The following is a 20,815-nucleotide window of genomic DNA, read 5'->3' on the forward strand; positions in this document are numbered from 1 at the left end:
CTAGAGCAAACACTTTAAATAACGAACCCACTTATCACTATATCTATCTAACTGACACTAATTCTCTAGAAATTTAATTTTTATTAAACCAATGACGCTTCACTGCTGCACTGGTTAGAGGCCACCATTCAGTGTTTCGCAAATAAAGTCCCTTTTTGCTGCTGTATAAGCTTCTCTATCCAACCTATATTTCGCCGCCCAACGCCTATCGATCAGAGAGGCGTTATATTCCATGGAAGTTGAAAAGAGGCAGCAGCCGAGCCCGTTCCTCTTCAAACAGAGTTGGCCAATCTGTACTGTATGAGCAGAGTACTATCTTCTCGTTAGTCGCTCGGTTCAAGGACTCTGCCTCATTCATACTATGGATACTCTCCGCCTTGAGAATGGCGACGCTCAATCACTCTCTATCAACAGCGGCGGCATGGGGCATTCCAGCATATCGGCGATGACGCGAAACAGCTCGGCCTCTGCGGGCTTTATTTGCCCGCTATGCTCAATACAGCGGGCCATTGCCTGCAGAACAGCAGGCTTTTGTTGCGGTCGTAAACGACGCAAGCGGCTGACTGCGGAGCCCAGCGTTTTGATATCAGGGGCCTCTCTTTTTGCGTTTAGTGCAAACGGCAGCTCTTGTTCAGCGGCATCTAGCGCAGCGCTTACCTTTTCGGGGTCACTCTGCCCTGCCCAGGCCAGCACGTTGAGCAGCCGCTGGCACTCTTGCTGTAAATCGCTCAGCTTACGAACAGCAGGGCCACTACCTTTCTTGCCCAGGCCCAAGTGATGAACCAGCCAATGATACAGCGTCCACTCAAACAGGCTGACCTGACTATCCGCATTGATCAGTTCTACCATGCAGTGTCGAAAATGCGTGACCTGATCCACCGATAGGTTTTTTAATGCAGGCAACGCCAATTCCATCAGTGGCAGACGAAGCTGGTCTCTAAGCATTAATACGTCCCCGGCATGATTCATAACTTCACGATACACATCGGGCAAGGCTGTCTGCTGAAGTGATGCCAGCTGCTGCTTACGCACCTCGATATTCTGGCTCAGCAGCAGTGCGTACATTAATGCGCGTACTGCGTAAGGATCGTGGGCAGCATCGACGAGCCGCGTAGGCAATGCATTGAGCATGGTACGTGCCTGGGCCAAATGGCGTGGGCCGGGTTGCCTCATTGAGGCAATCGCCATGCGGGCCGAGGTGCCGTTCATGGTTGCTGCGCTGGGGTGAGCGGAAGCGGAGGGGGTGTCTGCAAAGCCAACCACTGACTCACCTCCCGCTTTTTCCATGTCACCGTCAAAAGGCGCACTGAGCGGCGCGTTAAATTCACCGCTCCAGCTTGGCATAACGCGTTTGATGCGCTGGCGTATCGGCGGGTGGGTCGCCAATAATCGAGTGAAGCCAAGCTTCATGCCCTGGCCGAAAAACAGGTGGCTATATTCGCTCGCTTGGGAGGCTTCGATTCTGGCCCCCTGCGTAAGGGAGCCTATCTTGATTAACGCTTGGCCGATGCCATTGGGGTTACGCGTATATTGAACGGCGGAGGCGTCGGCCAGGTATTCTCGCTGACGGCTAACTGCCGCCTTGATCCAGTTGCCAAAAAACGTGCCCGCATAGCCAATGACGGCCAAGGCAACGCCAAGGGCAAGTACGACGACAGCGCCTTTGCCATTTGAATTGTTGCGCCGCACAGCTCGACCACGCGACGTCGTACTGCGCAGCAGAATATAGCCTAACAGGCCGATCAGAAGCACACCGTGAAGTACGCTGATCAAACGCATATTCAAGCGCATATCGCCATGCAGAATGTGGCTGAACTCATGGGCAACCACACCTTGTAGTTCCTCGCGGTTGAGGTGATTGATCGCCCCTTGGGTGATCCCGATCACGGCATCGCTGGTATCATACCCGGCGGCGAAAGCGTTAATACCCGCTTCCTGAAGCAGATAAACCGGTGGAACCGGCGTGCCCGAGGCAATTGCCATTTCTTCCACCACGTTGAGAATACGGCGCTCGTTAGCGTTTTCGGTGCTGGGGCTGATTTCTCGTCCGCCCAGCGCCTCGGCCACTACTTTACCGCCGCCACGACGTAGCTGAGAGCGCTTGAAAAGCCCGCCGAGACCCACTAACGCCACCACGCCAAGCGCAACCACGGCTATCAGTTCTGGGGATAGCGCAGCCAACAGGTTATTCGCTGTCACGCTGCCTCGGTCATCTCTCATGAAATGCACGACGATTGCGATCACGACAGTGGTGACCGCTATCAGGGCGATTACCGCCGCTATCAATAAAACAACCAGTTGCCCGGTTTTACGCCGGGCGTTGTCCTGAGCCGTAAAGAAATCCATGCACACCTATCCTTGTCGGTTCAAGAACGCTTCAAAACGATATTTTAGGCGCTGACTGAATCTGGGCGCTGTCCTCGAACTCCAGGAAGGAAGCGTCCTCGCCATGCCCCAACAGGCCAGCCACGGCCACCGGAGGGAAGCTCTGGCGGTAAGTGTTGTATTGCATGACAGCGTCGTTGAACGCCTGGCGGGCAAAAGCGACCTTGTTTTCAGTACTGGTAAGCTCTTCAGAGAGCTGCTGCATGTTTTCAGAGGCCTTGAGGTCCGGGTAAGCTTCCATCACCACATTAAGCCGCCCCATCGCCTGGCTTAGCGCACCTTCTGCCCCGCCCAATTCGGCCATCGCTTTGGCGCTCCCTGGGTTGGCAGCCGCCGCTTTGAGCCCCGCCGCCGCTGAATTGCGCGCTTCAATCACCGACTGAAGCGTTTCGCGCTCGTGGCTGAGATACCCTTTGGCGGTTTCGACCAGGTTAGGTATCAAGTCGTGACGGCGCTTTAGCTGCACTTCAATTTGAGCAAAGGCGTTTTGAAAACGGTTTCGCAGTGAGACAAGTCGGTTGTACACACCGATAAGGTAAAATGCGATAACCGCTATTATCGCTACGATAATGATAGTTAAAACCATAATTAATCCTTCCTGTGGTTAATAAAAAAACTATTACGTATCACGGCCTGACGGCTTTACTTGGCGAGTTTAGGCAAAAACTCTATATCCATGTGATATTTCTGGGGATCATTCTGCTCGATAAAGACAGCAATCGTATCCGTATTGATATAAGGCGAGGGATCAAACCAGATATTCTGGCTTTTAAACACATGTACTTGCATGGTAGCGGGGTTCAACCACTGCGTTATCACCTGATAAGGATGTTTTCCATTGACCGAAAGTTTCAATACGGTACAAATTTGTTTAGTGCAGTGATCTTAATACCTTTGATTTAACACTACGCCACTCCATATGGCGTAGTGCTTATGATACAAGCCTTGCTTACATCACTTCTTCACCATTAACCGTCAGGACGCCGTCTTGCCAGGTCAGCGTCTGCTCTTCAAAGTCCGGATCGATTAACAGAGCATAAGGCATGGGAATGAGTGAAAGTACCATCTGGGGAGGTGTCGTTACGCCAATATCCAGGCTCAAGCGGTTTTGGAGGTACTCTTGCGCCTCCGGTGTGCTCATCCTATCTTGCGATGCCTGAAGCTGCTCGGGTAACGGCAAACGGTTATCCCATAAAGCGCTGTATAGCGCCTCCTTGGAAAGTTCTTCACCATCAAAGCGGATATCCGCCGTAATGCGGGGATTAAAATCGATACCCAGCATGGGCAGCGTAACGTGCGCTTCCAGCGGTTGGAACGCCATTGAGGGACTCGCAATCAGAACATCATAGCCTCGTTCGATAGACTGGATCAGTAGTTCACGCTCCTCCTGCTCATCGCCGCGTACACCGGTCTCTTCATACTCTGCACGCATGACTTCCAACGGTGTATAGGCTTCCTGAAGCGCCTGAAATGCTGACATATCCCAGTTCTTGGCATCGATATCAAGTGACAGGCTGCCCATTGAGGTGCCGTCGGCGCCGATATCGGCTATCTTAAAACGGCCGCCTGAATTGACGATTTGGCTATCACCTACGGATTCAGACTCGGCCTCAAGCTCAATGCCATCTATATAAACATTGACGCCCTCCGCCAAAAACTCAATTTTGGGTATTTCCAAGCGTTGATGTATCAGGCTAGACGCTTCCTGTGAGCTATTTTCAAAGCGTGGCGAGACAATCCGAAACGAGTCGTTCTCGTCATTGACAACAATTTCACGTGCCTGGCCGTCTACCTTCCAAACGTCTTCATCTTCAAGATCAAGATCCACTACCAGGTCGTGCAGAGTGCCGTCAAACTCAACACCGCTTAACGAACCGGCCGTCAACTGCCCCGTGACGGCGCTGCGAGTAGCGACCAGATCAACGTCGATATCCCCGCTTAGAAACTGCTCGTTGGGATGAATCGTGCCGGTAATCGGGCTATTGATAATGCCGTGATCCACCAGCAGATTTACCTGGGCATTGGCGTTTTCAACACCTTCCATACCGATCGTTGCCGTCGCCGTTGTATTGAACAACGATTTATCAATCGTTACGTCGCTTGCATACCAGGAAACAGAATCATCCAACTGCGCAAAGGTTTGGGCTAGCGCTTTTTCCACCTCATTACCCACCACCGCTTGGGCGCCTATATATCCCCCTGCCCCGAGCACTACAACACCAGCAGCGGTCAAAATTAACGTCTTGGAAGTTGCGGGCATATCACTATCCTTAATAAAAATGATTATTAATTATCCTGTATTTAAGAATAAAAACCCACTGTTAATTCAGTTCATGGCTAGCTATTAAAGAAAGAAAAAGCGAGGCGAAGACTCTTATTCTTCGCCATTAAACCGCATAGTCATATACATTGCGCTGCTTGCGGTTATTTGCCATCAGGAAGCAAGAAGTACCATGTTACCCATCAACCCAAGCAGAAACCCAGCGACAGCACCGATTGCCGGCATTCCATGTTGTTCGAGCTTGGACCCAGGGGCAATATCCTGAAAAACAAGGTACAAAATACCTGCACTCGCAAATAGCATTAGCGCTCCCATTAACACATCGTACTGTGCCAATACGTAATAGCCGGTTGCTGCTGAGATGGGCCCCACTAATGCCAAACCGCTAAATGCCAGTATGATTTTATTGGAAGATAGTTGAGTATTATTATTGCTCAGCTCTTCGTAAGCGTTAAAACCCTCGGGCAGATTTTGTAAAATCATTAATAGTGCAAGCAGCAACCCTGTGGCTTCGCCTGCTGCAAAGGCAGCACCCAAGGCAATCGCTTCAGGGATAAAATCAGACAACATTGCCACCAGTTGGCCTACCGAGCTATTGAGTTTTTTTAAGTAGGCATCAAGGAAGTAAAAACATACCCCACCAGCAGCAAAACACAAGGCGGCCGGTACAAGCGGTAACTTACTAGCACCTTCAGGTACCAATACCAGAGCGACCGCTGACATTAGCGCTCCACCACCAAAAGCAATAATGAAATGTCGCCAGGAATCCCCTAAAAGGGAGGGATGAACCAGGTCAAACTTAGCTAATAATGCCCCGATGGGCATTGCGGCACCTGCCATTAATGATAAAAGAAGGATAGTGATAATTTCAGCCATAAAATGTCAGATTAGCCTCTTTTCAACCATCATTGGTTCACCGGTTTGTCCGGAATTTCTCGCTGCCTCCTAAGCGTTTCAGAGGATCGAGCCGTGTCTTTTTCGTCCCTTGCGTTTGTTCAGCTTATGAAGGTCCATAAGGCCATGAATGCCGCAAATTAACGGGGTGCGTCTCACGCTTATTTGTTACCAGAATCATCTTCTTTCGATCCTGAAGATACAGGCCTTTTCTTGGTTATTGCGCGTGAGAAGAAAGGCACCACGTACAGCACTGTCCAGGCCAGCACGGTACACAAAACGGCCGTTTGCTCACGCCCAAGACCAACGGCGACACCTATAGCTGCTGTAAACCAAATGCCAGCCGCCGTGGTAAGCCCGGTAGCAAATAGATCATTCTTACGGGTGATAATACTTCCAGCACATAAAAAACCAATGCCGCTAATAACACCTTGAATGACCCGGCTCATCTCCGCATCTGAAATGCCTGCTTGCTGCGGGATTAATATAAATAACGCCGCCCCCATGCACACAAGCATGTGGGTACGTATTCCAGCTGGCTTACCGCTCTGTTCACGCTCAAGCCCCAAGAGGCCACCGAGAAAAGCAGCCATTAGCAATCGAGTCACTACAATAATAAATTCACTTAGGTCATTAAAATCAGAAAATTCAGAAATAACAATATTACTCACTGACTCCATTGCTTCAGCCCTGTCGTTAACGCGCGATGAGTGAACATCTTTTATCTAATTCAACCGTTACGTGCTGCCTCAATGGTGGCAATATCGATTTTTTTCATCTGCATCATCGCTGCAAACGCGCGTTTTGCAGCGGCAGGGTCCGAGGCAGTGATTGCTTCAATCAGCGCCACAGGCGTTACCTGCCAAGACACGCCCCATTTATCTTTACACCAACCACACGCGCTTTCTTGCCCGCCATTACCCACTATCGCGTTCCAATAGCGGTCCGTTTCGGCCTGATCATTGGTTGAGACCTGAAAGGAAAACGCTTCGCTATGCGTAACCCCAAGCCCACCGTTAAGCCCCAGGCATGGAATGCCCAGCACGGTAAACTCAACGGTCAACACATCCCCTTCCTTACCGGATGGAAAGTCTCCCGGCGCGCGGTGAACAGCGCTAACAAACGAATCAGGAAAGGTATCTGCATAAAAGCGCGCGGCTTCTTCTGCGCGACCATCGAACCAAAGACAAACCGTATTCTTTGCTGGTGTTGCCATGACACTTCTCCAATCAAAACGAAACAGCCAATGATGGGTATGACATTGTAATGCGGCGCACCCACTCTCCTTTAACAGCTCCTCCCAAGATGATTGCTGAGGAATCACCAAGTCTTATCAGCACCTGGCGGGCCTATATCGAGCTGCATATCAGGGGCAATATCCACCACTCCGTTGACCTTTTTAAGCCGCTCAACGGTAACGTCATCTGCCGCCCCGGTGATGCACCCAATCTCCTCAAACACCTCTCTGATGGTGAGCCCTTCGTCACTAAGGCGCGAAGCTATTTCATTGATCGATTGATCTTCAGAAATCGTGATTATCCAAAGCGCTATTGTCGGCATCGATCATCCTCAACTAAGGTGCCTGTACCAATCCGGCCCCAACACGGGAACCAGAAGATGGTAAAGGCTTTGCAGAATCCAACAGCCGTTGCCAGAGTTTCATACCGCGCAGCGAGGCATCTGACTCAGCCCAAAGGGCGGCGCAGCCTGCAACGTGGGGCGTCGCCATACTGGTTCCGCTAATCGTTTTATGGTGTACCGGCCGGGGCCAGGACGAAAAAATGTCGCCACCCGGCGCGGCAATTTCGATTTTGCCTGCGTTAGAAAAGCTCGAAGGCTTTAAGTTGGCGTCAATAGATGCAACCGACATGATAGTAGGTGAGTTGGCAGGCGCTCCCGTATGGGCAGAAGAGTTTCCTGCGGCAGCAATAATCAGGCACCCTTTACGCAGAGCCGCAGCACCCGCGTGGGTGTAGGCAGCTTGCACAGGACTTTGACTGCCCAGCGACATCGAAATGACGTCACATCGATTGGCGATCGCCCAATTCATTCCCGCAAGTACTCCCGCCCCCGTACTGCTACCCGAGTTGGTGAGCACCTTTCCAACAAGCACCTGTGAATCGGATGCGATACCGTAGCGAGGAGCGTTTTCGAAAGGCATCCTGGGGCCGCAAGCCGTGCCGATACAGTGTGTTCCGTGACCATTGATATCTTGAACCGGCTCTCCTACGAATGAGCAGCTAATAAACTCTCTACCTACAAAGTCAGGATGGCCAAGGTCCATCCCGGTATCCAGCACGGCCACTTTAATCCCAGCCCCACTCCACCGGCTTTGCAACACATTGCATTGAATCAATCCCCAGGTCGTTTCTGGCTTGCCTGGCTCACGCTTATCTTGGGCTTCATCCAGATCAACATCAGCACCAAGATCGCGAGCAATCGTACTCGCGGCCCGCAAAAAGCCTCGCAGATACTCTGAATTTTCGGAAAAGGCAAAATACTCTGGCTCAATAATTTCTATTGGACTATCGGCTGAAATAGGGTCTTTGAGACTCATCCCATGCAGCTGTAAAGCGTCACTACCAACAAGCGCAACCCCAAGCTCTGGGAACACCACAACCTCCGCATCACCGACGTCTTCCAAACTGACGGCTTGGTCAGCAAAGTCACGCGCGTCGGCCACTCGAAACTTCTGAGCCTTGAGAGACTTAATGCCCTCTTCCATTCGCCCTTCACGATAACTGATAAGAAAACGCCCGGTTTCAAGACAATTAACGCCTCGCTCAAGAGCAGCCACAAGCAGCTGTTCAGCACCGCACGAAATTGTGGCTAATGATTCACTCTTGCCAGAGGGGTTGCTTTCGCTTCCGTTGCTTTTAGATTTATTAGCCATCATCGCTTCCTTTCTGTTGGTTTGGCCGCACTAAAAACCAGCTGCATAACACCAAGCTACCAAAAACCGTATAAAGCAGCACAAACACCCACTCCGGCGCCGTGTAGTAAAGCAGGCTTTGCAACCAGTACTGAATGAAGGACCCCGTATAGGTTGCTGTGCCGGCCTCTTCTCTCAAGGCCATTTCCCACGTAGTAAGCGGGCAAACCGCGCCCAACCAGGACTGCACCACTACATACCCAATAGCGGACAAATGCAAAATACGAAATTTCTTATTTCGCACCCATCGCCACCTTAAAAAATAACCGGCATAAATAGCCAGCAACCCGAAGACGACAAAGACAACAAACAGCACATGAACGACTAATATCGCATCCGCCATGAGCAGAAGTAGTGAAGGAGCCATATCTCTCCCAAGTGAAGCATAGGCAGAGGAGGTAGCCAGTGTTTGCAGTGGCCACGAAACCTCTTAATTGCCAGTATGCTGAGCAAAAACCTCCTCGCCGGTTAAGTCTCTGGTGGCTTGAGAAAACGAGTAAAACGCTGGTTTTTGCTCAATAAATATCTGCTCCTCAAGCTGCCACTGGCCGTTATCCTCCAGAAGCCCCACAGGGATAGCATAGTGCCCGCCCTCTTTTAACCGATAAAACAGATGCGTCCCACACTGCTTGCAGAAACCGCGTTCGGCCCACTCTGAGGAGCTGAAGATAGCAATATGCTCAGCCCCCTGGAAATCCACCTCGTTTTGGGACTCAACCGCAAACAGCGGCCCTCCACCCCACTTTCTACAAAGGCTGCAGTGGCAAACCGCTACATGATGACTGTCTAAATGAGTTAAAAGCTGCACTTCACCGCAGAGACAGCTACCCCGGTGCTCAATGTTGGATTGCATATGATCCTCCGTTAGATACGTAACACCGTCTATTCATGCTTAATAGAGCGAACCCTAAACCCCACCTTTTCTATATAGACAGTAGCAGGCCGCTTGGCTATGCGCTGTTAATGCGTAAAATTGCACGATATGGCCTGTAAACCTGTTATCCATGGCAGTATAAAACATCGTTGAGCGGGCATTTTTAATCGACCGTTTAGCGGCTTTATTGGGTTGCTCGGATGCTTCCTTCTGACTGCCAAGCGTGCTTGCCTAAAATAGAAAACACATTTGATAAATGCACAATTGTTAGCCATGGGCTTCCTTGGTAGGTTGATTTCAAACAACACTAAAGGTGGCCCTTTCACCACCTGCGAACCAGGCGCTATGGACCTTCTACCTAACCTATTTCGTGGAAGTACACAAACGTCACCACCCGATGCTACGCCTCACACTAAACCGCTTCGGCCTACCTACCCCCTCGGCCATGCACACGGTTTACTTGTCGTTGAGCGTTTGAGTCGCACATACTGCCTAGAGTAGCGCCACCAATAAAACGATAACCCTCTGACCGCGAAGACGAATATGACAACGAAGCTGAGTAAAGGCGCGCCAGAAAAGGCACAAACAATGAAGAAAAAACGCCCTATGCCGGATGTGTTCATCATCCTGTTTAGCTTTATGGTACTGGTACTGCTCGCCTCTTATATAATCCCCGCAGGAAGCTACGAAAGAACCAACAACAATGGCCTGACGCAGGTCGCCACCGATAGCTTTCAGTACATTACAGCAGCGCCCCTGAACGTAATGGACCTGTTTACCGCTATTCAAAAAGGCCTGGTGGCGGCGGCTCCGCTGATCTTCTTAATCATGATGGTCGGCGGCGTGCTCAAGGTGATTGAGTCAACAGGCGCCATCAGCGCAGGTATTCACCAACTCATTAGCAAGGCCAATGGTCGTCGAAACGTTCTTATTTTTATCTTTTGCGCTACGTTTTCAACGCTTGCATCGGTTGGGGTAGGTGCCAACCTGGCCATTGCCTTTATTCCTATCGGACTGTTTCTTGCCCGCTCAATGAAGCTTGACCCCGTTGTAGGCGTGGCCATTATCTTTTTAGGCTCCTACGCAGGCTTCGGTGCAGGCGTTTTTGACCCGACCGTTACCGTTGCCGGGCAAACCATTGCCGAGTTACCGCTGTTTTCCGGATTTATATACCGTGGCGTTATCTTTATTGTCTTTTTGGCCGTTACCACGGTGTACATCTGCCGCTATGCCAAACGTATCAAGCAGAACCCGGCTCATAGCGTGATGGGAGCAGACGCCTTTGATAACACCGAAGCCACACATGAGCCTGGCGCCCTGCCGCCCTTTACCTTTTCTCATAAGTTAGTGCTGCTGATATTTGCCGCTTCCTTTGTGTTTTTCCTGTACGGCGGTTTTAACTTCGGATGGGGAATCACTGAACTCTCTGCCACGTTTTTAATGGTGGGGATCGCCACGGCACTGATCGGCAGAATGTCTCCCAACGATTTTGTAAAACGCCTGATGAATGGCGCAAGCGAAGTCATGTACGGTGCATTGGTGGTGGGTGTCGCCGCCGCTGTCATCGTGTTGCTTAGACAAGCACAGCTCATCGACACCCTCGTGCATAGCGTCGCAAGCTCTTTAGATGGCCATGGCAAGATTGTCGCCATGGAGCTTTTATACGTGTTTAACCTGGTATTTAACGGATTGATTACTTCGGGTACCGGCCAAGCCGCTATCGTGATGCCAATTATGGTTCCGATTGGCGATATGCTGGAAGTCACCCGCCAGTCGACCTTCATCACCTTCAAGCTGGGCGATGCCGTTACCAATATTATTACTCCGCTTTCTGGCACCTTGATGGCATGCCTGGCGATCGCCCGCGTTTCTTACGTGGAGTGGTTCAAATTCGTGCTTCCACTGGTATTGATTTGGATTGTCATCGGCGGCGCGTTTGTTGGGGTTGCCGTTGCGATTAACTACGGTCCGTTTTAAACAGGTTCGCTTCCAAGCCGCCCATTATGGGTGGCTTGGCATCTAACGGGCCTGCGCTTAACAGTCAACGGCCGTCAGCTTCTCTTCCAGAACAACTAAAAACGCCTCGATATGAGCAGGCAGGTAGCGTTCAGCCATCACCTGTACCTGAAGGCTTCGCTGAGAAAGCTGGGGCTCGTGTAGCGGCTTTAAAACCAGCCCATCCTTGTGCATTTTACCGCTTACCGCCACGGCACTACACAACCCGATCATATTGGGATGCTCGCTGACCATGGTATAGGTCGCGCCCAGTGAATCGCAGGAGAAACTTGGGAATACCTTAATACCGGACAAGCTACAGGCGACATCAAACAGATAGCGCATTGTCGAGCCATTAAGCGACATGGTAAGCGGGTAGTCGCATAAATCCTTTACATACAAAACGTCATTAACGGCCAATGGGTGCTCACTCGACATAAGGGCACTAATTGCGGCGTTATGGCTTGAAACCACCTTTACGCCAATATCCGGCGAGAGGCTAAAGGTTAAGGCGATATCAGCACTGCCTTCTTTTACCAATTCAGAAGCACGCGCTGAATCGGCCATCTGCAGATCAAACCGAATATCAGGATGCTGAGTAATAAAGCGCGAAATAACACTGGGAAGAAAGTGCCACGCCATGCCATCAGGGCAAGCCACCACAATGGTTTGGCGTTGGCGTGTCATTGCATCCTGCATCTCATCGATAACGCTATTAACTTCTAACTGGTTACGCAGTGCATAGGCGTTCAGCAGTTTGCCTGCTTCGGTTAACTGCATACCTCGCGGCTGACGGTTGAACAGTTTGATATCCAGGCGCTGCTCAAGGTTGGTGATTTGGCGGCTAACCGCTGAAACAGCAACGTGCAACTCTTCAGCGGCAGCGGACAACGAGCCCGTTTTCGCAACGCTTTGAAAGTAGCGCAAGTGGAGATCCTGCATAACGGCCTCATTAACGACCTGCCTATTAGCAGGTGAAAGCACTATCGGCGGCGGTTCAAACATCTACCGATGATTTCTAATAGTTAGAAAGGTAGTTTGAAATCTTAATGATTGCTGCAAACAAGAGCAAGGGCTAGGCTCACTTCAACGACCACTAAAAGCCCAATGATAAAAAGGCACGCCATGACAACACCGCAGCGTTCAAAACGGGAACAGGCGATTCAGCTAGCGAGTGATGAGCTTTCAAACGGTAATTTTTATAAGACGCTGGCAAAACGTATTGCCATGCGCACGGTCAGCCAGGACCCCGCCTGTGCCGATACACTCAACGCGTACCTTGAACAAGAAATTGGCCCGCTGCTTTCAAGGCTGGGCTTCACCTGCCAGATTATCGAGAACCCGAAACCCGGCTTTCCTCCCCTGCTGATTGGGGAGCGCATTGAGGACCCCGCCTACTCCACGCTGCTGCTTTATGGCCATGGTGACGTTACCGATGGCCAGGAAGAGCAATGGGCAAACGGTATTGACCCGTGGGCGCTAACCTTTAAAGAAGACCGTGTTTATGGCCGCGGCACCGCCGATAACAAGGGCCAGCACAGTGTCAATTTAACCGCGCTGGAAGCTGTGATTAACGCTCGTAAGGGTCGGTTAGGCTACAACGTAAAAATGCTGTTTGAAATGAGCGAGGAGATAGGCTCACCAGGGCTGGAAGAGGCCTGTGCTGCCTATCAGCAAGCGCTTAAATCCGACCTTTTTCTGGCCTCTGATGGCCCCAGAATCCGCCACGACATGCCCACCCTCTTTTTGGGTTCTCGCGGCGTTGTTCAGCTCAAACTGTCACTTAACACCGGCAATGGCGGCCGCCATTCCGGCAACTGGGGAGGTGTTATTACCAACCCGGCGGTTGTGCTGTGTAATGCGCTCGCCACGCTACTTTCCCCGAGCGGCAAAATTCTGGCGGATTTCCTCAAGGCGCCGTCGATGACAGAAGACGTCTCCCGGTTAGTGCGCGACTTGCCGGTAGGCGGCGGTGCCTCCGACCCCACGATTAACCCAGCGTGGGGTGAAGAAGCCCTGGCGGATGGCGAGCGTTTATACGGGGCCAATACGTTAGAAATTCTTGGCTTAAGTGCGGGTAGAACCGACAAGCCTGTCGGCGCGATTCCAGAGCACGCGGAAGCGGTACTACAGCTGCGCTTTGTAAAAGGCACCGACTGGCAAGCGGTGGAGAGTAACCTGCGCCAGCACCTGGATGCCCATGGCTTTAACGATATCCAGCTGACGTTTTTAGGCGGCTACGCGGCGACTCGGTTGGACCCCAATCACCCGTGGGTAAATTTTGTTGCTCAATCGGCCGAGAACAGCCTGAATGAAGCGCCCCATATTTTACCCAACCTGGGCGGCACGATTCCCAATCACTGCTTTTCAGACGTGCTTAATCTGCCCACCGTTTGGCTGCCCCACTCCTACCCGTCATGCAATCAGCATGCCCCCGATGAGCACTTGCTGGAAACCATTGTCGAGCAAGGGCTAAAACTAGCCGCCGGGATCTTCTGGGATTTAGGCGAACCTCAAGCACAAGCGCTAACCACTCATGACGCGGCAAAGGCATATTAAGTGATGGAAACTCCAAAAAAGAACAGCGTTGATAACGAAGCCATCCACTGGGACCAGGATATCAGCTACGGCCAATACCTTGACCTTGAGCCCTTGCTGGCTTGCCAGAACCCGGCCTCTGAAGAGCACGATGAACTACTCTTTATCATGATTCATCAGGTGTCGGAGCTATGGATCAAGCTCTGCTTGCACGAAGCCCACGCAGCGGCCAGGCATATTGCCGATGACAACCTGAGCCCTGCGTTCAAAATGCTCTCACGCGTCTCTCGCATCCAGGAACAGCTCATCAACGCCTGGGAAGTGCTGGTAACGATGACGCCCGCCGATTACTTGAGCTTTCGGGACAGCCTTGGGCAAAGCTCGGGCTTTCAATCCTATCAGTACCGAGAAATTGAGTTTTTGCTGGGTAACAAAAACGCCAAATTGATCGAAGCACACCGTTCAAAGCCCAAGCACTACCAAAAACTCCAGCATGCGCTTAATTCGCCCAGCCTTTATGACGTCTCGCTGCAGCTACTGGCCCGCCGGGGTTTTGATATTCCAGACAACATCACCCATCGTGACTGGAGCATTCCCTACACCGCGAGTAGCGACGTCGAAGCGGTGTGGATGGAGATCTATCGCAACAGTGAAAAGTATTGGGACCTATACGAACTGGCCGAAAAGCTGGTGGATGTCGAGTTCAACTTCCAGCGCTGGCGCTTTAACCACATGAAAACGGTGGAGCGCATTATTGGCTATCGACGTGGCACCGGTGGCTCGTCGGGCGTGAGCTACCTGGTCAAGGCACTCGACCTGCAGTTCTTCCCGGAACTTTGGAGCGTAAGGACATCTATTTAACGGCAAGCGCCCAATAAGCCTTACCCCAATTTTCACCTGTGTGACGACATTTTTTGCTGGAGTACCGATATGCGCGTGAGCCTGGATACCGTTCGTGAGCTGGACCGCCAAGACCCACTGGCAGATTTTAAACGCCACTTTTCCCTGCCAGAAGGTGTTCTCTACCTGGATGGCAACTCGCTTGGTGCGCAACTGGTCGCGGCCAAGCAAGCGGTTGATGACACTATGGAGCAGTGGCGTACCCAACTGATTAAAGGCTGGAACCAGGGCTGGTTTGATGCGCCCGAACGTCTGGGAAACCTGCTCGCCCCGGTGATTGGCGCTCAGCACGGTGAAGTGGTGGTCACGGATAACATCACGCTCAATATTTTCAAACTGTTGGGCTATATCCTCGACAAGCGCCAGGATGATTGCCGCACGGTACTCAGTGAAGGCGGCAACTTCCCCACTGACGGCTACATTGCCCAAGGCTACTGCCGGGTTAGCGGTTGTGAACATCGCTTTATGCCCGAAGGTGACGACCTTGCTGCGCACCTGGAAGGCATGGCCGTGGTGGTGCTTAGTCAGGTCAACTATCGCACGGGCAAACTGCGCGACATGGCGGCCACTACTCAACTGGTTCATGAACATGGCGCCGAGGTCATTTGGGATTTAGCCCACTCTGCTGGCGCGCTACCTGTCGATCTTAACGGCGTGGGCGCACGCTATGCTGTAGGTTGTACTTATAAATACCTGAACGGCGGCCCTGGTGCGCCCGCTTTTCTTTACGTGCACCGCGACCACCTGGACAGCACGTGGCAACCGCTCTCGGGCTGGCATGGCCATACCTCACCTTTCGCCTTTCAGGCCGACTACGCACCCGCCGATGACATCTCGCGTTTTCGTACCGGCACACACTCGGCGATTATTTACGCCGCCCTTGAAGCGTCTTTAGCTATCTGGGCTGACGTCGATATGCAGGCCGTGCGTGAAAAAAGCCTGGCCATGAGCAATCTATTCCGCGAGTGCCTGGCAGATATTTTTGAAGCCCACGGTATCGAGGACATTACCCCGGCAGCCGACCAGCGTGGCAGCCAGGTATCACTGGTAGATGCCCAAAACGGTTATGCCATTGTACAAGCGCTGATCGCGCGTGGCGTGATTGGTGATTATCGGGAGCCGGGCTTAATGCGCTTCGGCTTCACCCCGCTCTATTTAAGCTACGAAGATGTGTGGCAGGCCGCGCAGTACTTCCGCGAGGTAGTCGAAAGCGGCGAGTATCAAAATCCTGAATTTCACGTGCTTAGCGCCGTTACCTGATAGAGAGCACGCATGACAGAGCTAACGCCGGACTTGGCCTACTCACCGAGCCATTTTGCGTCAGAGTTTGAATCCACTCTTACACGTCAGGCGGATGCCGGACGCACGCTAAGGGACCGCCACCCACCGATAACAGTCGCCTATGGCGACCACCCGGCGGCGTGCCTTAACCTGTTTATTCCGCCGGGAGAAGGCCCGTGGCCTTTGGTGGTATTCATTCACGGTGGCTACTGGCAGGAGCTTGACCACACTGCCACGGATTTTCTGGCCGAGCGCTATCTGGCACGGGGAATGGCCTTCGCCTCAATTGGCTATGGCTTAGCCCCAACCCACACCATTGAAAACATGATGACTCAGTGCATTCAGGGGCTAGAAGCGGCCTACCACGCGCTGGAAGAAAGCGGCGGTGTGTGGTCCATCACCCTGGGAGGCCATAGCGCGGGCGCCCAACTGGCTTACTGGGTAGCCGTTAGCGGCAGGGTTCCTATTGATAAGCTGGTGCTGGTCAGCGGTGTTTATGACCTTACACCGCTGGTAGAAACCTACGTTAACGACCCTCTAAAGCTGACCAAATCACAGGCACGCGCACTTAGCCCTCAGTTTGGCGAGCTGACCGCGCTGCCCACCTGCCAGGTTGTGATTGCCGAAAAAGACCCGCCCGCGTTTCATCAGCAGGGACACAATTTTATAGCGCTGCTACGCGCAGCCAACGTTCAAGCAGAGCTAATTGAGCTGCCGGGGTGCGATCACTTTGATGTGCTGGAGTATTTGTAAGCGCTAGCCGAGCTCACAATAACCACGCCGTTACTTTCTAGCGACGGCATGGAGTTTTAATACCACTGTCTCTCAAAAGCCTGTTTCACGTCCGCCCGGCTAGTTTTCAGATGACTTGTCATAGGTCACCTTGAATCGCCTAACTAGTCAAAGATTAAACACGCTCTTCACCGCGCAAAGTAAGCACCTCAACACCCTCGGCCGTCACTGCCACCGTATGCTCCCACTGCGCGGATAACGACTTGTCGCTAGTCACGACGGTCCAGCCATCTTTTTTGATTTTTACCTTGGCTTTGCCTTGGTTAATCATGGGTTCGATGGTGAATACCATGCCCTCTTTCAACACCACGCCGTGCCCTGGCTTTCCGTAGTGCACGACTTCCGGCTCTTCATGCATTTCCTGGCCGATGCCGTGGCCGCAATATTCACGCACCACCGAGTAGCCGTTCTGTTCCGCATGCCGCTGGATCGCATGGCCTACATCACCCAGTGTTGCCCCCGGTTTAACCGCGTGGATGCCCTTCCACAGCGCCTCATAGGTTTTATCGACCAGGCGCTTGGCAATAGGCTTTACCTCACCCAACATGTACATCTTGCTTGAATCGGCAATATAGCCGTTCTTCTCAAGCGTGATATCAATGTTAACGATATCGCCTGATTTTAGCGTGAGTGTCTCAGAGGGAACGCCATGACACACCACCTGGTTCACAGACGCATTCAGCACATATTGATAATCGTATTGCCCTTTGCTGGCCGGGCGAGCCTTTAGCTCATCAACGATATAACGCTCGGCCCAATCGTTGATCTGCATGGTGGTGACACCCGGCTCAATTAACGTATCAAGATAACCAAACACCTGCGCCAGCAAGCGCCCTGCTTCGCGCATCAGCGTCAACTCTTCTGCACTTTTCAGCGGTACGTTATCCACCGATCACCTGCCTTACTTCAATGTCTGCCTGTTGCATCTGCTCGCGCATAATGTCGGTGAAGGTCATGCCTGGATTAGCCTCTGCCAGCATGCCCACTTTAATCCAATACTCCGCCTGTGCGTTGATCGAACGCACCATGACCGAGCTGGCTTTACGAATATCTTCGTGTAGTTGGTCGTTGATTTTTACGATACCCATGGAATGCCTTGATATATGAAACGTATATAAAGCATATATTAAGATAAGAACACGCAGCAAGCGACCTGGTGAAGCCGACGTTCAATAAGAGTGGTTTTTCAACTGCAGGCACACTATTGGCGATGACGAGCAATCAGTGCCGCCAACGGTTGATAGCCTTCTTCAAGCGCAGGGCTCGATAGATTAGTGACGCCTAAGAGCAATCCTTTTCGCGCATTGGCTTGCGTGGCGTACCAGGGAGACAACGGCGCCGGTGCCAGGTTAAAGGCCGCTGCCGCTTCGGCAATGCCAACATCGTCAGTGTCATCAGCCAAGGGGAGCAACAGCGACAAGCCCGCCATATGATTGACTGAAACCGTGCTGTCCATGAGTGCAAGCAGCGCATTCCGGCGCTGTATATACAAACGCTTCATACGCCGAATATGGCGCAAGTAATGTCCGTCGCGCAAAAACTCCGCAACGGCCAGCTGGCTAGGCAGTGCAGACGCGGGTGACAATGCAGCGGCCGTATCTCCCGCGCGCTCCGACAACCTCGCAGGCATCACCATAAAACCAAGCCGCAATCGTGGGCTGATGGTTTTACTGAAAGTACCCATGTGAATCACTCTTTCGTCATGGTCCAGCGAGGCCAGTGCGGGCGTTGCCTGGCCGCTTAACTGCAGCTCACTTAAATAGTCATCTTCGATGATCCAGCTATCGTTTTCTTTAGCCCATGCTAATAACGCCTGGCGGCGAGCCAGCGACAACTGCATACCCAGCGGTGCTTGTTGGCTTGGCGTCACAATCGCCAACCGCGCCTCCGCAGCAAGCGCTATCCCTTGCTCCACACAAATCCCCTGGTCATCGACCGGAACAGGAACCGAGGTAAAGCCTGCCAAAGACAAAGCGTGCCTATTGAGTGGATAACAAGGGTCTTCAACCCACACCCGCTTTGAATCCGGGCGCAACAAGTGCAATGCCAAGCCCAGCGCACCCGCATATCCATTGGTGATGATGATCTGGTCTGCAGAGCAAAGCAGCCCGCGAGCCACGGCCAGATAGGCAGCAATTTCCTTGCGTAGTGTCTGCTCTCCGCGTGGGTCAGGGTAACGCAGTGACTCGGCCACCGCCTGACGTGAACCGCGCAGCATGATGCGCGACCACTGCTTAAAGGGAAAGCCATCTTGCGCAGGCACCCCCACTTGAAAAAGCCTGGGCGCGCTTTCCAGGTCCTGATAGAGATCAGGCAGTGGCAGCCGAGAGGCCTCAACCACCACTTTTGGTGCCGCGGGTAGCACGGCGCTAACGAACGTACCGGCGGCCCCTTTTGAGATGACTAACTGATCATCGCTCAGCCGATCATAAGCCGTTTTAATAGTGCCTCGTGAAACGCCCAGTTGCGTGGCAAGATCACGCCATGAAGGCAGCCGTGCGCCCTCATATAAATGCCCTTGTCGAATGGCATCAGCAATGCTCGAACGCACCTGCTCTGACAAAGATTGCTCGCCTTGGCGATTAAGTGAAAAACGAAGTTTACTCATCCCTCCATGGTACATAGAAACCCATCAGTCTTGGTGCTTTTTTTAGACCATGAAGCCTTTCACAATCACTATCTACTCTACACTTTTACCGTTCTAAATCTTTGTGCCAGTTCTCGAGCTAGTTCTTTATGCCGGTTCTTGAGTTAGCTCTTTACCTTAGCTCTTTACGTTAGCTCAGAACGATTTGCCAAAAGGATGAAATCAATGCGTATAGTAAACACGAAATGTTCAGCGGCGATACTGCTCGCCATGTTGGTCGGCTGCTTCGGTTCGGCACACGCCACCGAGACCACTGAGCAACCAGACGCCGATCAAGCCTATGATCAAGATGCCGACGGTGAACAGCGTGCCATAGCGGCTGGCGAGTCCTTAATTGGTCAGCCAGGCCCCGAGCTGAGCATTACCACGCTGGATGGTGAGACTATTGATCTAGGCGCGCTATATGGCGAAAAACCCGTGTATATAAAGTTCTGGGCAACCTGGTGCGTGCCCTGCCGCCAGCAGATGCCCGGGTTCCAGGCATTTCAAGAAGCGCATGGTGATGATATCCAAGTCATCGCCGTGAATACCGGCTACGCTGACACCGAAGAGTCCGCACGTGTCTATCGCGAGGAAATGGGCCTGACCATGCCCATCACGGTAGATGACGGCACGCTAGCCGAAGCGCTGAATCTACGCGTTACCCCGCAGCACGTTCTGATTGATCGCAGTGGTCACATCACTCACATTGGTCATCGTGACGATCAAGCCTTGGAACAGGCGCTACAGGCAGTGCTTGAACCCGCTGATCCCAACTCAGCAGCGACCGAAGGAGCCGCCGTCAAGGATATCGACGCCAACGCTTTAACGGTGGGCGATACGGTGACTCACCTGGATGTCACCACGCGTGACGGCACTACCATCGACCTGACTCGGGAGACGACAGACAAGCCACTGGGTGTGGTATTTTTTGCCACGTGGTGTGAGCCTTATCTTGCCGAGAGCCAGCCAGAAACCTCCACCGCCTGCCGCCGCGTACGCGAAACCGTCAACCAACTGAGCGAAGACCAAAGCGTACAGTGGGTAGGCATTATTTCTGGTCTTTGGACCCAAGAGTCCGATGTCGAAAGTTATCTTGATACCACCGAGACGGCGATACCGGTGTTGCTTGACGCCGAGGGCGATATACACCGTGCATTCGGCGTTCAGCAGATACCCACCGTTGTGTTAATTGATGCTGACGGCAAGATAACCGACAAGCTTGGACCACAAGACACCGCATTAGGCGAAGCTGTCGAGCGCCTCAGCCAATAAGCGTAAGCCACTCCGCTCAAGCCATAGCGCGGCCCCCCTTTC

Annotated in this window: 21 protein-coding genes; 6 read left to right on the plus strand and 15 right to left on the minus strand. The window is 52.3% G+C overall.

Features of this window, described 5'->3' with window-relative positions:
* Window positions 1-393: 393 nt before the first annotated feature.
* From ACT3T7_RS17185 to ACT3T7_RS17235, 11 genes are all read right to left on the minus strand, one after another.
* Complete coding sequence (locus ACT3T7_RS17185) at window positions 394-2,346, minus strand: M48 family metallopeptidase (RefSeq protein ID WP_444631724.1); 1,953 nt, start codon at window positions 2,344-2,346, stop codon at window positions 394-396.
* A gap of 31 nt (window positions 2,347-2,377) precedes the next feature.
* A complete protein-coding gene (locus ACT3T7_RS17190) occupies window positions 2,378-2,971 on the minus strand; it encodes a LemA family protein (protein WP_172116468.1) in 594 nt (197 codons plus the stop codon).
* Between the two features lie 56 nt (window positions 2,972-3,027).
* Window positions 3,028-3,174, minus strand: a complete 147-nt coding sequence (locus tag ACT3T7_RS17195; RefSeq protein WP_444631725.1) for a hypothetical protein — start codon at window positions 3,172-3,174, stop codon at window positions 3,028-3,030.
* A 160-nt stretch (window positions 3,175-3,334) separates the two neighbouring features.
* Window positions 3,335-4,645 (minus strand): DUF945 family protein, encoded by a 1,311-nt coding sequence (locus tag ACT3T7_RS17200; protein WP_444631726.1) that lies wholly within the window; start codon window positions 4,643-4,645, stop codon window positions 3,335-3,337.
* 174 nt (window positions 4,646-4,819) lie between these two features.
* Complete coding sequence (locus ACT3T7_RS17205) at window positions 4,820-5,542, minus strand: ZIP family metal transporter (protein WP_172116466.1); 723 nt, start codon at window positions 5,540-5,542, stop codon at window positions 4,820-4,822.
* Between the two features lie 179 nt (window positions 5,543-5,721).
* Window positions 5,722-6,240: an MgtC/SapB family protein gene (locus tag ACT3T7_RS17210; protein ID WP_444631728.1), complete on the minus strand. Its 519-nt coding sequence runs from the start codon at window positions 6,238-6,240 to the stop codon at window positions 5,722-5,724.
* A 50-nt stretch (window positions 6,241-6,290) separates the two neighbouring features.
* Window positions 6,291-6,776 carry a VOC family protein gene (locus tag ACT3T7_RS17215; RefSeq protein ID WP_172116464.1) on the minus strand — a complete coding sequence of 162 codons (486 nt, stop codon included), beginning with the start codon at window positions 6,774-6,776 and terminating at the stop codon, window positions 6,291-6,293.
* A gap of 104 nt (window positions 6,777-6,880) precedes the next feature.
* Window positions 6,881-7,120, minus strand: coding sequence for a hypothetical protein (locus ACT3T7_RS17220; protein ID WP_172116463.1), 240 nt, complete (start codon window positions 7,118-7,120; stop codon window positions 6,881-6,883).
* A gap of 13 nt (window positions 7,121-7,133) precedes the next feature.
* Window positions 7,134-8,453 carry a S8 family serine peptidase gene (locus ACT3T7_RS17225; RefSeq protein WP_444631730.1) on the minus strand — a complete coding sequence of 440 codons (1,320 nt, stop codon included), beginning with the start codon at window positions 8,451-8,453 and terminating at the stop codon, window positions 7,134-7,136.
* Window positions 8,446-8,859, minus strand: coding sequence for a DUF2784 domain-containing protein (locus ACT3T7_RS17230; RefSeq protein WP_444631731.1), 414 nt, complete (start codon window positions 8,857-8,859; stop codon window positions 8,446-8,448). Before ACT3T7_RS17230 ends, ACT3T7_RS17225 begins: the two co-directional genes overlap by 8 nt.
* A 63-nt stretch (window positions 8,860-8,922) precedes the next feature.
* On the minus strand, window positions 8,923-9,345 hold the full coding sequence (locus ACT3T7_RS17235; RefSeq protein WP_193054140.1) for a GFA family protein: 423 nt from the start codon (window positions 9,343-9,345) through the stop codon (window positions 8,923-8,925).
* A gap of 564 nt (window positions 9,346-9,909) precedes the next feature.
* Here ACT3T7_RS17235 and ACT3T7_RS17240 point away from each other — a divergent pair.
* The gene (locus ACT3T7_RS17240; protein ID WP_444631732.1) at window positions 9,910-11,343 is read left to right on the plus strand and encodes a YfcC family protein; all 1,434 of its coding nucleotides are present in this window, start codon (window positions 9,910-9,912) and stop codon (window positions 11,341-11,343) included.
* Between the two features lie 57 nt (window positions 11,344-11,400).
* On the opposite strand, the gene ACT3T7_RS17245 is transcribed toward ACT3T7_RS17240, so the two are convergent.
* Window positions 11,401-12,303, minus strand: a complete 903-nt coding sequence (locus ACT3T7_RS17245; RefSeq protein WP_444631733.1) for a LysR family transcriptional regulator — start codon at window positions 12,301-12,303, stop codon at window positions 11,401-11,403.
* 183 nt (window positions 12,304-12,486) lie between these two features.
* Between ACT3T7_RS17245 and ACT3T7_RS17250 the strand changes: the two genes are divergently transcribed.
* The 4 genes from ACT3T7_RS17250 (at window position 12,487) to ACT3T7_RS17265 (ending at window position 16,833) form a co-directional block, all read left to right on the plus strand.
* Window positions 12,487-13,920, plus strand: a complete 1,434-nt coding sequence (locus ACT3T7_RS17250) for a M20 family metallopeptidase (RefSeq protein ID WP_444631734.1) — start codon at window positions 12,487-12,489, stop codon at window positions 13,918-13,920.
* Between the two features lie 3 nt (window positions 13,921-13,923).
* Window positions 13,924-14,760, plus strand: coding sequence for a tryptophan 2,3-dioxygenase (kynA, locus tag ACT3T7_RS17255; RefSeq protein WP_444622588.1), 837 nt, complete (start codon window positions 13,924-13,926; stop codon window positions 14,758-14,760).
* Window positions 14,761-14,829: 69 nt separating this feature from the next.
* Window positions 14,830-16,059, plus strand: a complete 1,230-nt coding sequence (gene kynU / locus ACT3T7_RS17260) for a kynureninase (RefSeq protein ID WP_444631735.1) — start codon at window positions 14,830-14,832, stop codon at window positions 16,057-16,059.
* A 12-nt stretch (window positions 16,060-16,071) separates the two neighbouring features.
* Complete coding sequence (locus tag ACT3T7_RS17265; protein WP_444631737.1) at window positions 16,072-16,833, plus strand: alpha/beta hydrolase; 762 nt, start codon at window positions 16,072-16,074, stop codon at window positions 16,831-16,833.
* Window positions 16,834-16,987: 154 nt separating this feature from the next.
* On the opposite strand, the gene map is transcribed toward ACT3T7_RS17265, so the two are convergent.
* The 3 genes from map to pdxR all read right to left on the minus strand — a co-directional run bounded on the left by map (window position 16,988) and on the right by pdxR (window position 19,480).
* A complete protein-coding gene (gene map / locus ACT3T7_RS17270) occupies window positions 16,988-17,761 on the minus strand; it encodes a type I methionyl aminopeptidase (protein WP_444631739.1) in 774 nt (257 codons plus the stop codon).
* Window positions 17,754-17,960 (minus strand): ParD-like family protein, encoded by a 207-nt coding sequence (locus ACT3T7_RS17275; protein ID WP_087105660.1) that lies wholly within the window; start codon window positions 17,958-17,960, stop codon window positions 17,754-17,756. Before ACT3T7_RS17275 ends, map begins: the two co-directional genes overlap by 8 nt.
* A gap of 113 nt (window positions 17,961-18,073) precedes the next feature.
* Window positions 18,074-19,480, minus strand: a complete 1,407-nt coding sequence (pdxR, locus tag ACT3T7_RS17280) for a MocR-like pyridoxine biosynthesis transcription factor PdxR (RefSeq protein WP_444631741.1) — start codon at window positions 19,478-19,480, stop codon at window positions 18,074-18,076.
* A gap of 204 nt (window positions 19,481-19,684) precedes the next feature.
* Here pdxR and ACT3T7_RS17285 point away from each other — a divergent pair, with 204 nt between their 5' ends.
* Window positions 19,685-20,773, plus strand: a complete 1,089-nt coding sequence (locus ACT3T7_RS17285) for a TlpA family protein disulfide reductase (RefSeq protein ID WP_444631743.1) — start codon at window positions 19,685-19,687, stop codon at window positions 20,771-20,773.
* Window positions 20,774-20,815 lie beyond the last annotated feature (42 nt).

The sequence above is a fragment of the Halomonas sp. 111 genome (genome assembly GCF_052379685.1).
Classification (GTDB): domain Bacteria; phylum Pseudomonadota; class Gammaproteobacteria; order Pseudomonadales; family Halomonadaceae; genus Vreelandella; species Vreelandella citrativorans.

What these genes read in the sequence shown, in the direction of transcription:
- ACT3T7_RS17200 (WP_444631726.1), bottom strand. Translation starts at nt 4,645, where the DNA reads ATGCCCGCAACTTCCAAGACGTTAATTTTGACCGCTGCTGGTGTTGTA.
- ACT3T7_RS17225 (WP_444631730.1), bottom strand. Translation starts at nt 8,453, where the DNA reads ATGGCTAATAAATCTAAAAGCAACGGAAGCGAAAGCAACCCCTCTGGC.
- ACT3T7_RS17250 (WP_444631734.1), top strand. Translation starts at nt 12,487, where the DNA reads ATGACAACACCGCAGCGTTCAAAACGGGAACAGGCGATTCAGCTAGCG.
- ACT3T7_RS17235 (WP_193054140.1), bottom strand. Translation starts at nt 9,345, where the DNA reads ATGCAATCCAACATTGAGCACCGGGGTAGCTGTCTCTGCGGTGAAGTG.
- ACT3T7_RS17190 (WP_172116468.1), bottom strand. Translation starts at nt 2,971, where the DNA reads ATGGTTTTAACTATCATTATCGTAGCGATAATAGCGGTTATCGCATTT.
- ACT3T7_RS17245 (WP_444631733.1), bottom strand. Translation starts at nt 12,303, where the DNA reads ATGCAGGATCTCCACTTGCGCTACTTTCAAAGCGTTGCGAAAACGGGC.
- ACT3T7_RS17275 (WP_087105660.1), bottom strand. Translation starts at nt 17,960, where the DNA reads ATGGGTATCGTAAAAATCAACGACCAACTACACGAAGATATTCGTAAA.
- ACT3T7_RS17285 (WP_444631743.1), top strand. Translation starts at nt 19,685, where the DNA reads ATGCGTATAGTAAACACGAAATGTTCAGCGGCGATACTGCTCGCCATG.
- ACT3T7_RS17195 (WP_444631725.1), bottom strand. Translation starts at nt 3,174, where the DNA reads ATGCAAGTACATGTGTTTAAAAGCCAGAATATCTGGTTTGATCCCTCG.
- kynU (WP_444631735.1), top strand. Translation starts at nt 14,830, where the DNA reads ATGCGCGTGAGCCTGGATACCGTTCGTGAGCTGGACCGCCAAGACCCA.
- ACT3T7_RS17210 (WP_444631728.1), bottom strand. Translation starts at nt 6,240, where the DNA reads ATGGAGTCAGTGAGTAATATTGTTATTTCTGAATTTTCTGATTTTAAT.
- ACT3T7_RS17205 (WP_172116466.1), bottom strand. Translation starts at nt 5,542, where the DNA reads ATGGCTGAAATTATCACTATCCTTCTTTTATCATTAATGGCAGGTGCC.
- ACT3T7_RS17240 (WP_444631732.1), top strand. Translation starts at nt 9,910, where the DNA reads ATGACAACGAAGCTGAGTAAAGGCGCGCCAGAAAAGGCACAAACAATG.
- ACT3T7_RS17215 (WP_172116464.1), bottom strand. Translation starts at nt 6,776, where the DNA reads ATGGCAACACCAGCAAAGAATACGGTTTGTCTTTGGTTCGATGGTCGC.
- ACT3T7_RS17220 (WP_172116463.1), bottom strand. Translation starts at nt 7,120, where the DNA reads ATGCCGACAATAGCGCTTTGGATAATCACGATTTCTGAAGATCAATCG.
- ACT3T7_RS17230 (WP_444631731.1), bottom strand. Translation starts at nt 8,859, where the DNA reads ATGGCTCCTTCACTACTTCTGCTCATGGCGGATGCGATATTAGTCGTT.
- kynA (WP_444622588.1), top strand. Translation starts at nt 13,924, where the DNA reads ATGGAAACTCCAAAAAAGAACAGCGTTGATAACGAAGCCATCCACTGG.
- pdxR (WP_444631741.1), bottom strand. Translation starts at nt 19,480, where the DNA reads ATGAGTAAACTTCGTTTTTCACTTAATCGCCAAGGCGAGCAATCTTTG.
- ACT3T7_RS17265 (WP_444631737.1), top strand. Translation starts at nt 16,072, where the DNA reads ATGACAGAGCTAACGCCGGACTTGGCCTACTCACCGAGCCATTTTGCG.
- ACT3T7_RS17185 (WP_444631724.1), bottom strand. Translation starts at nt 2,346, where the DNA reads ATGGATTTCTTTACGGCTCAGGACAACGCCCGGCGTAAAACCGGGCAA.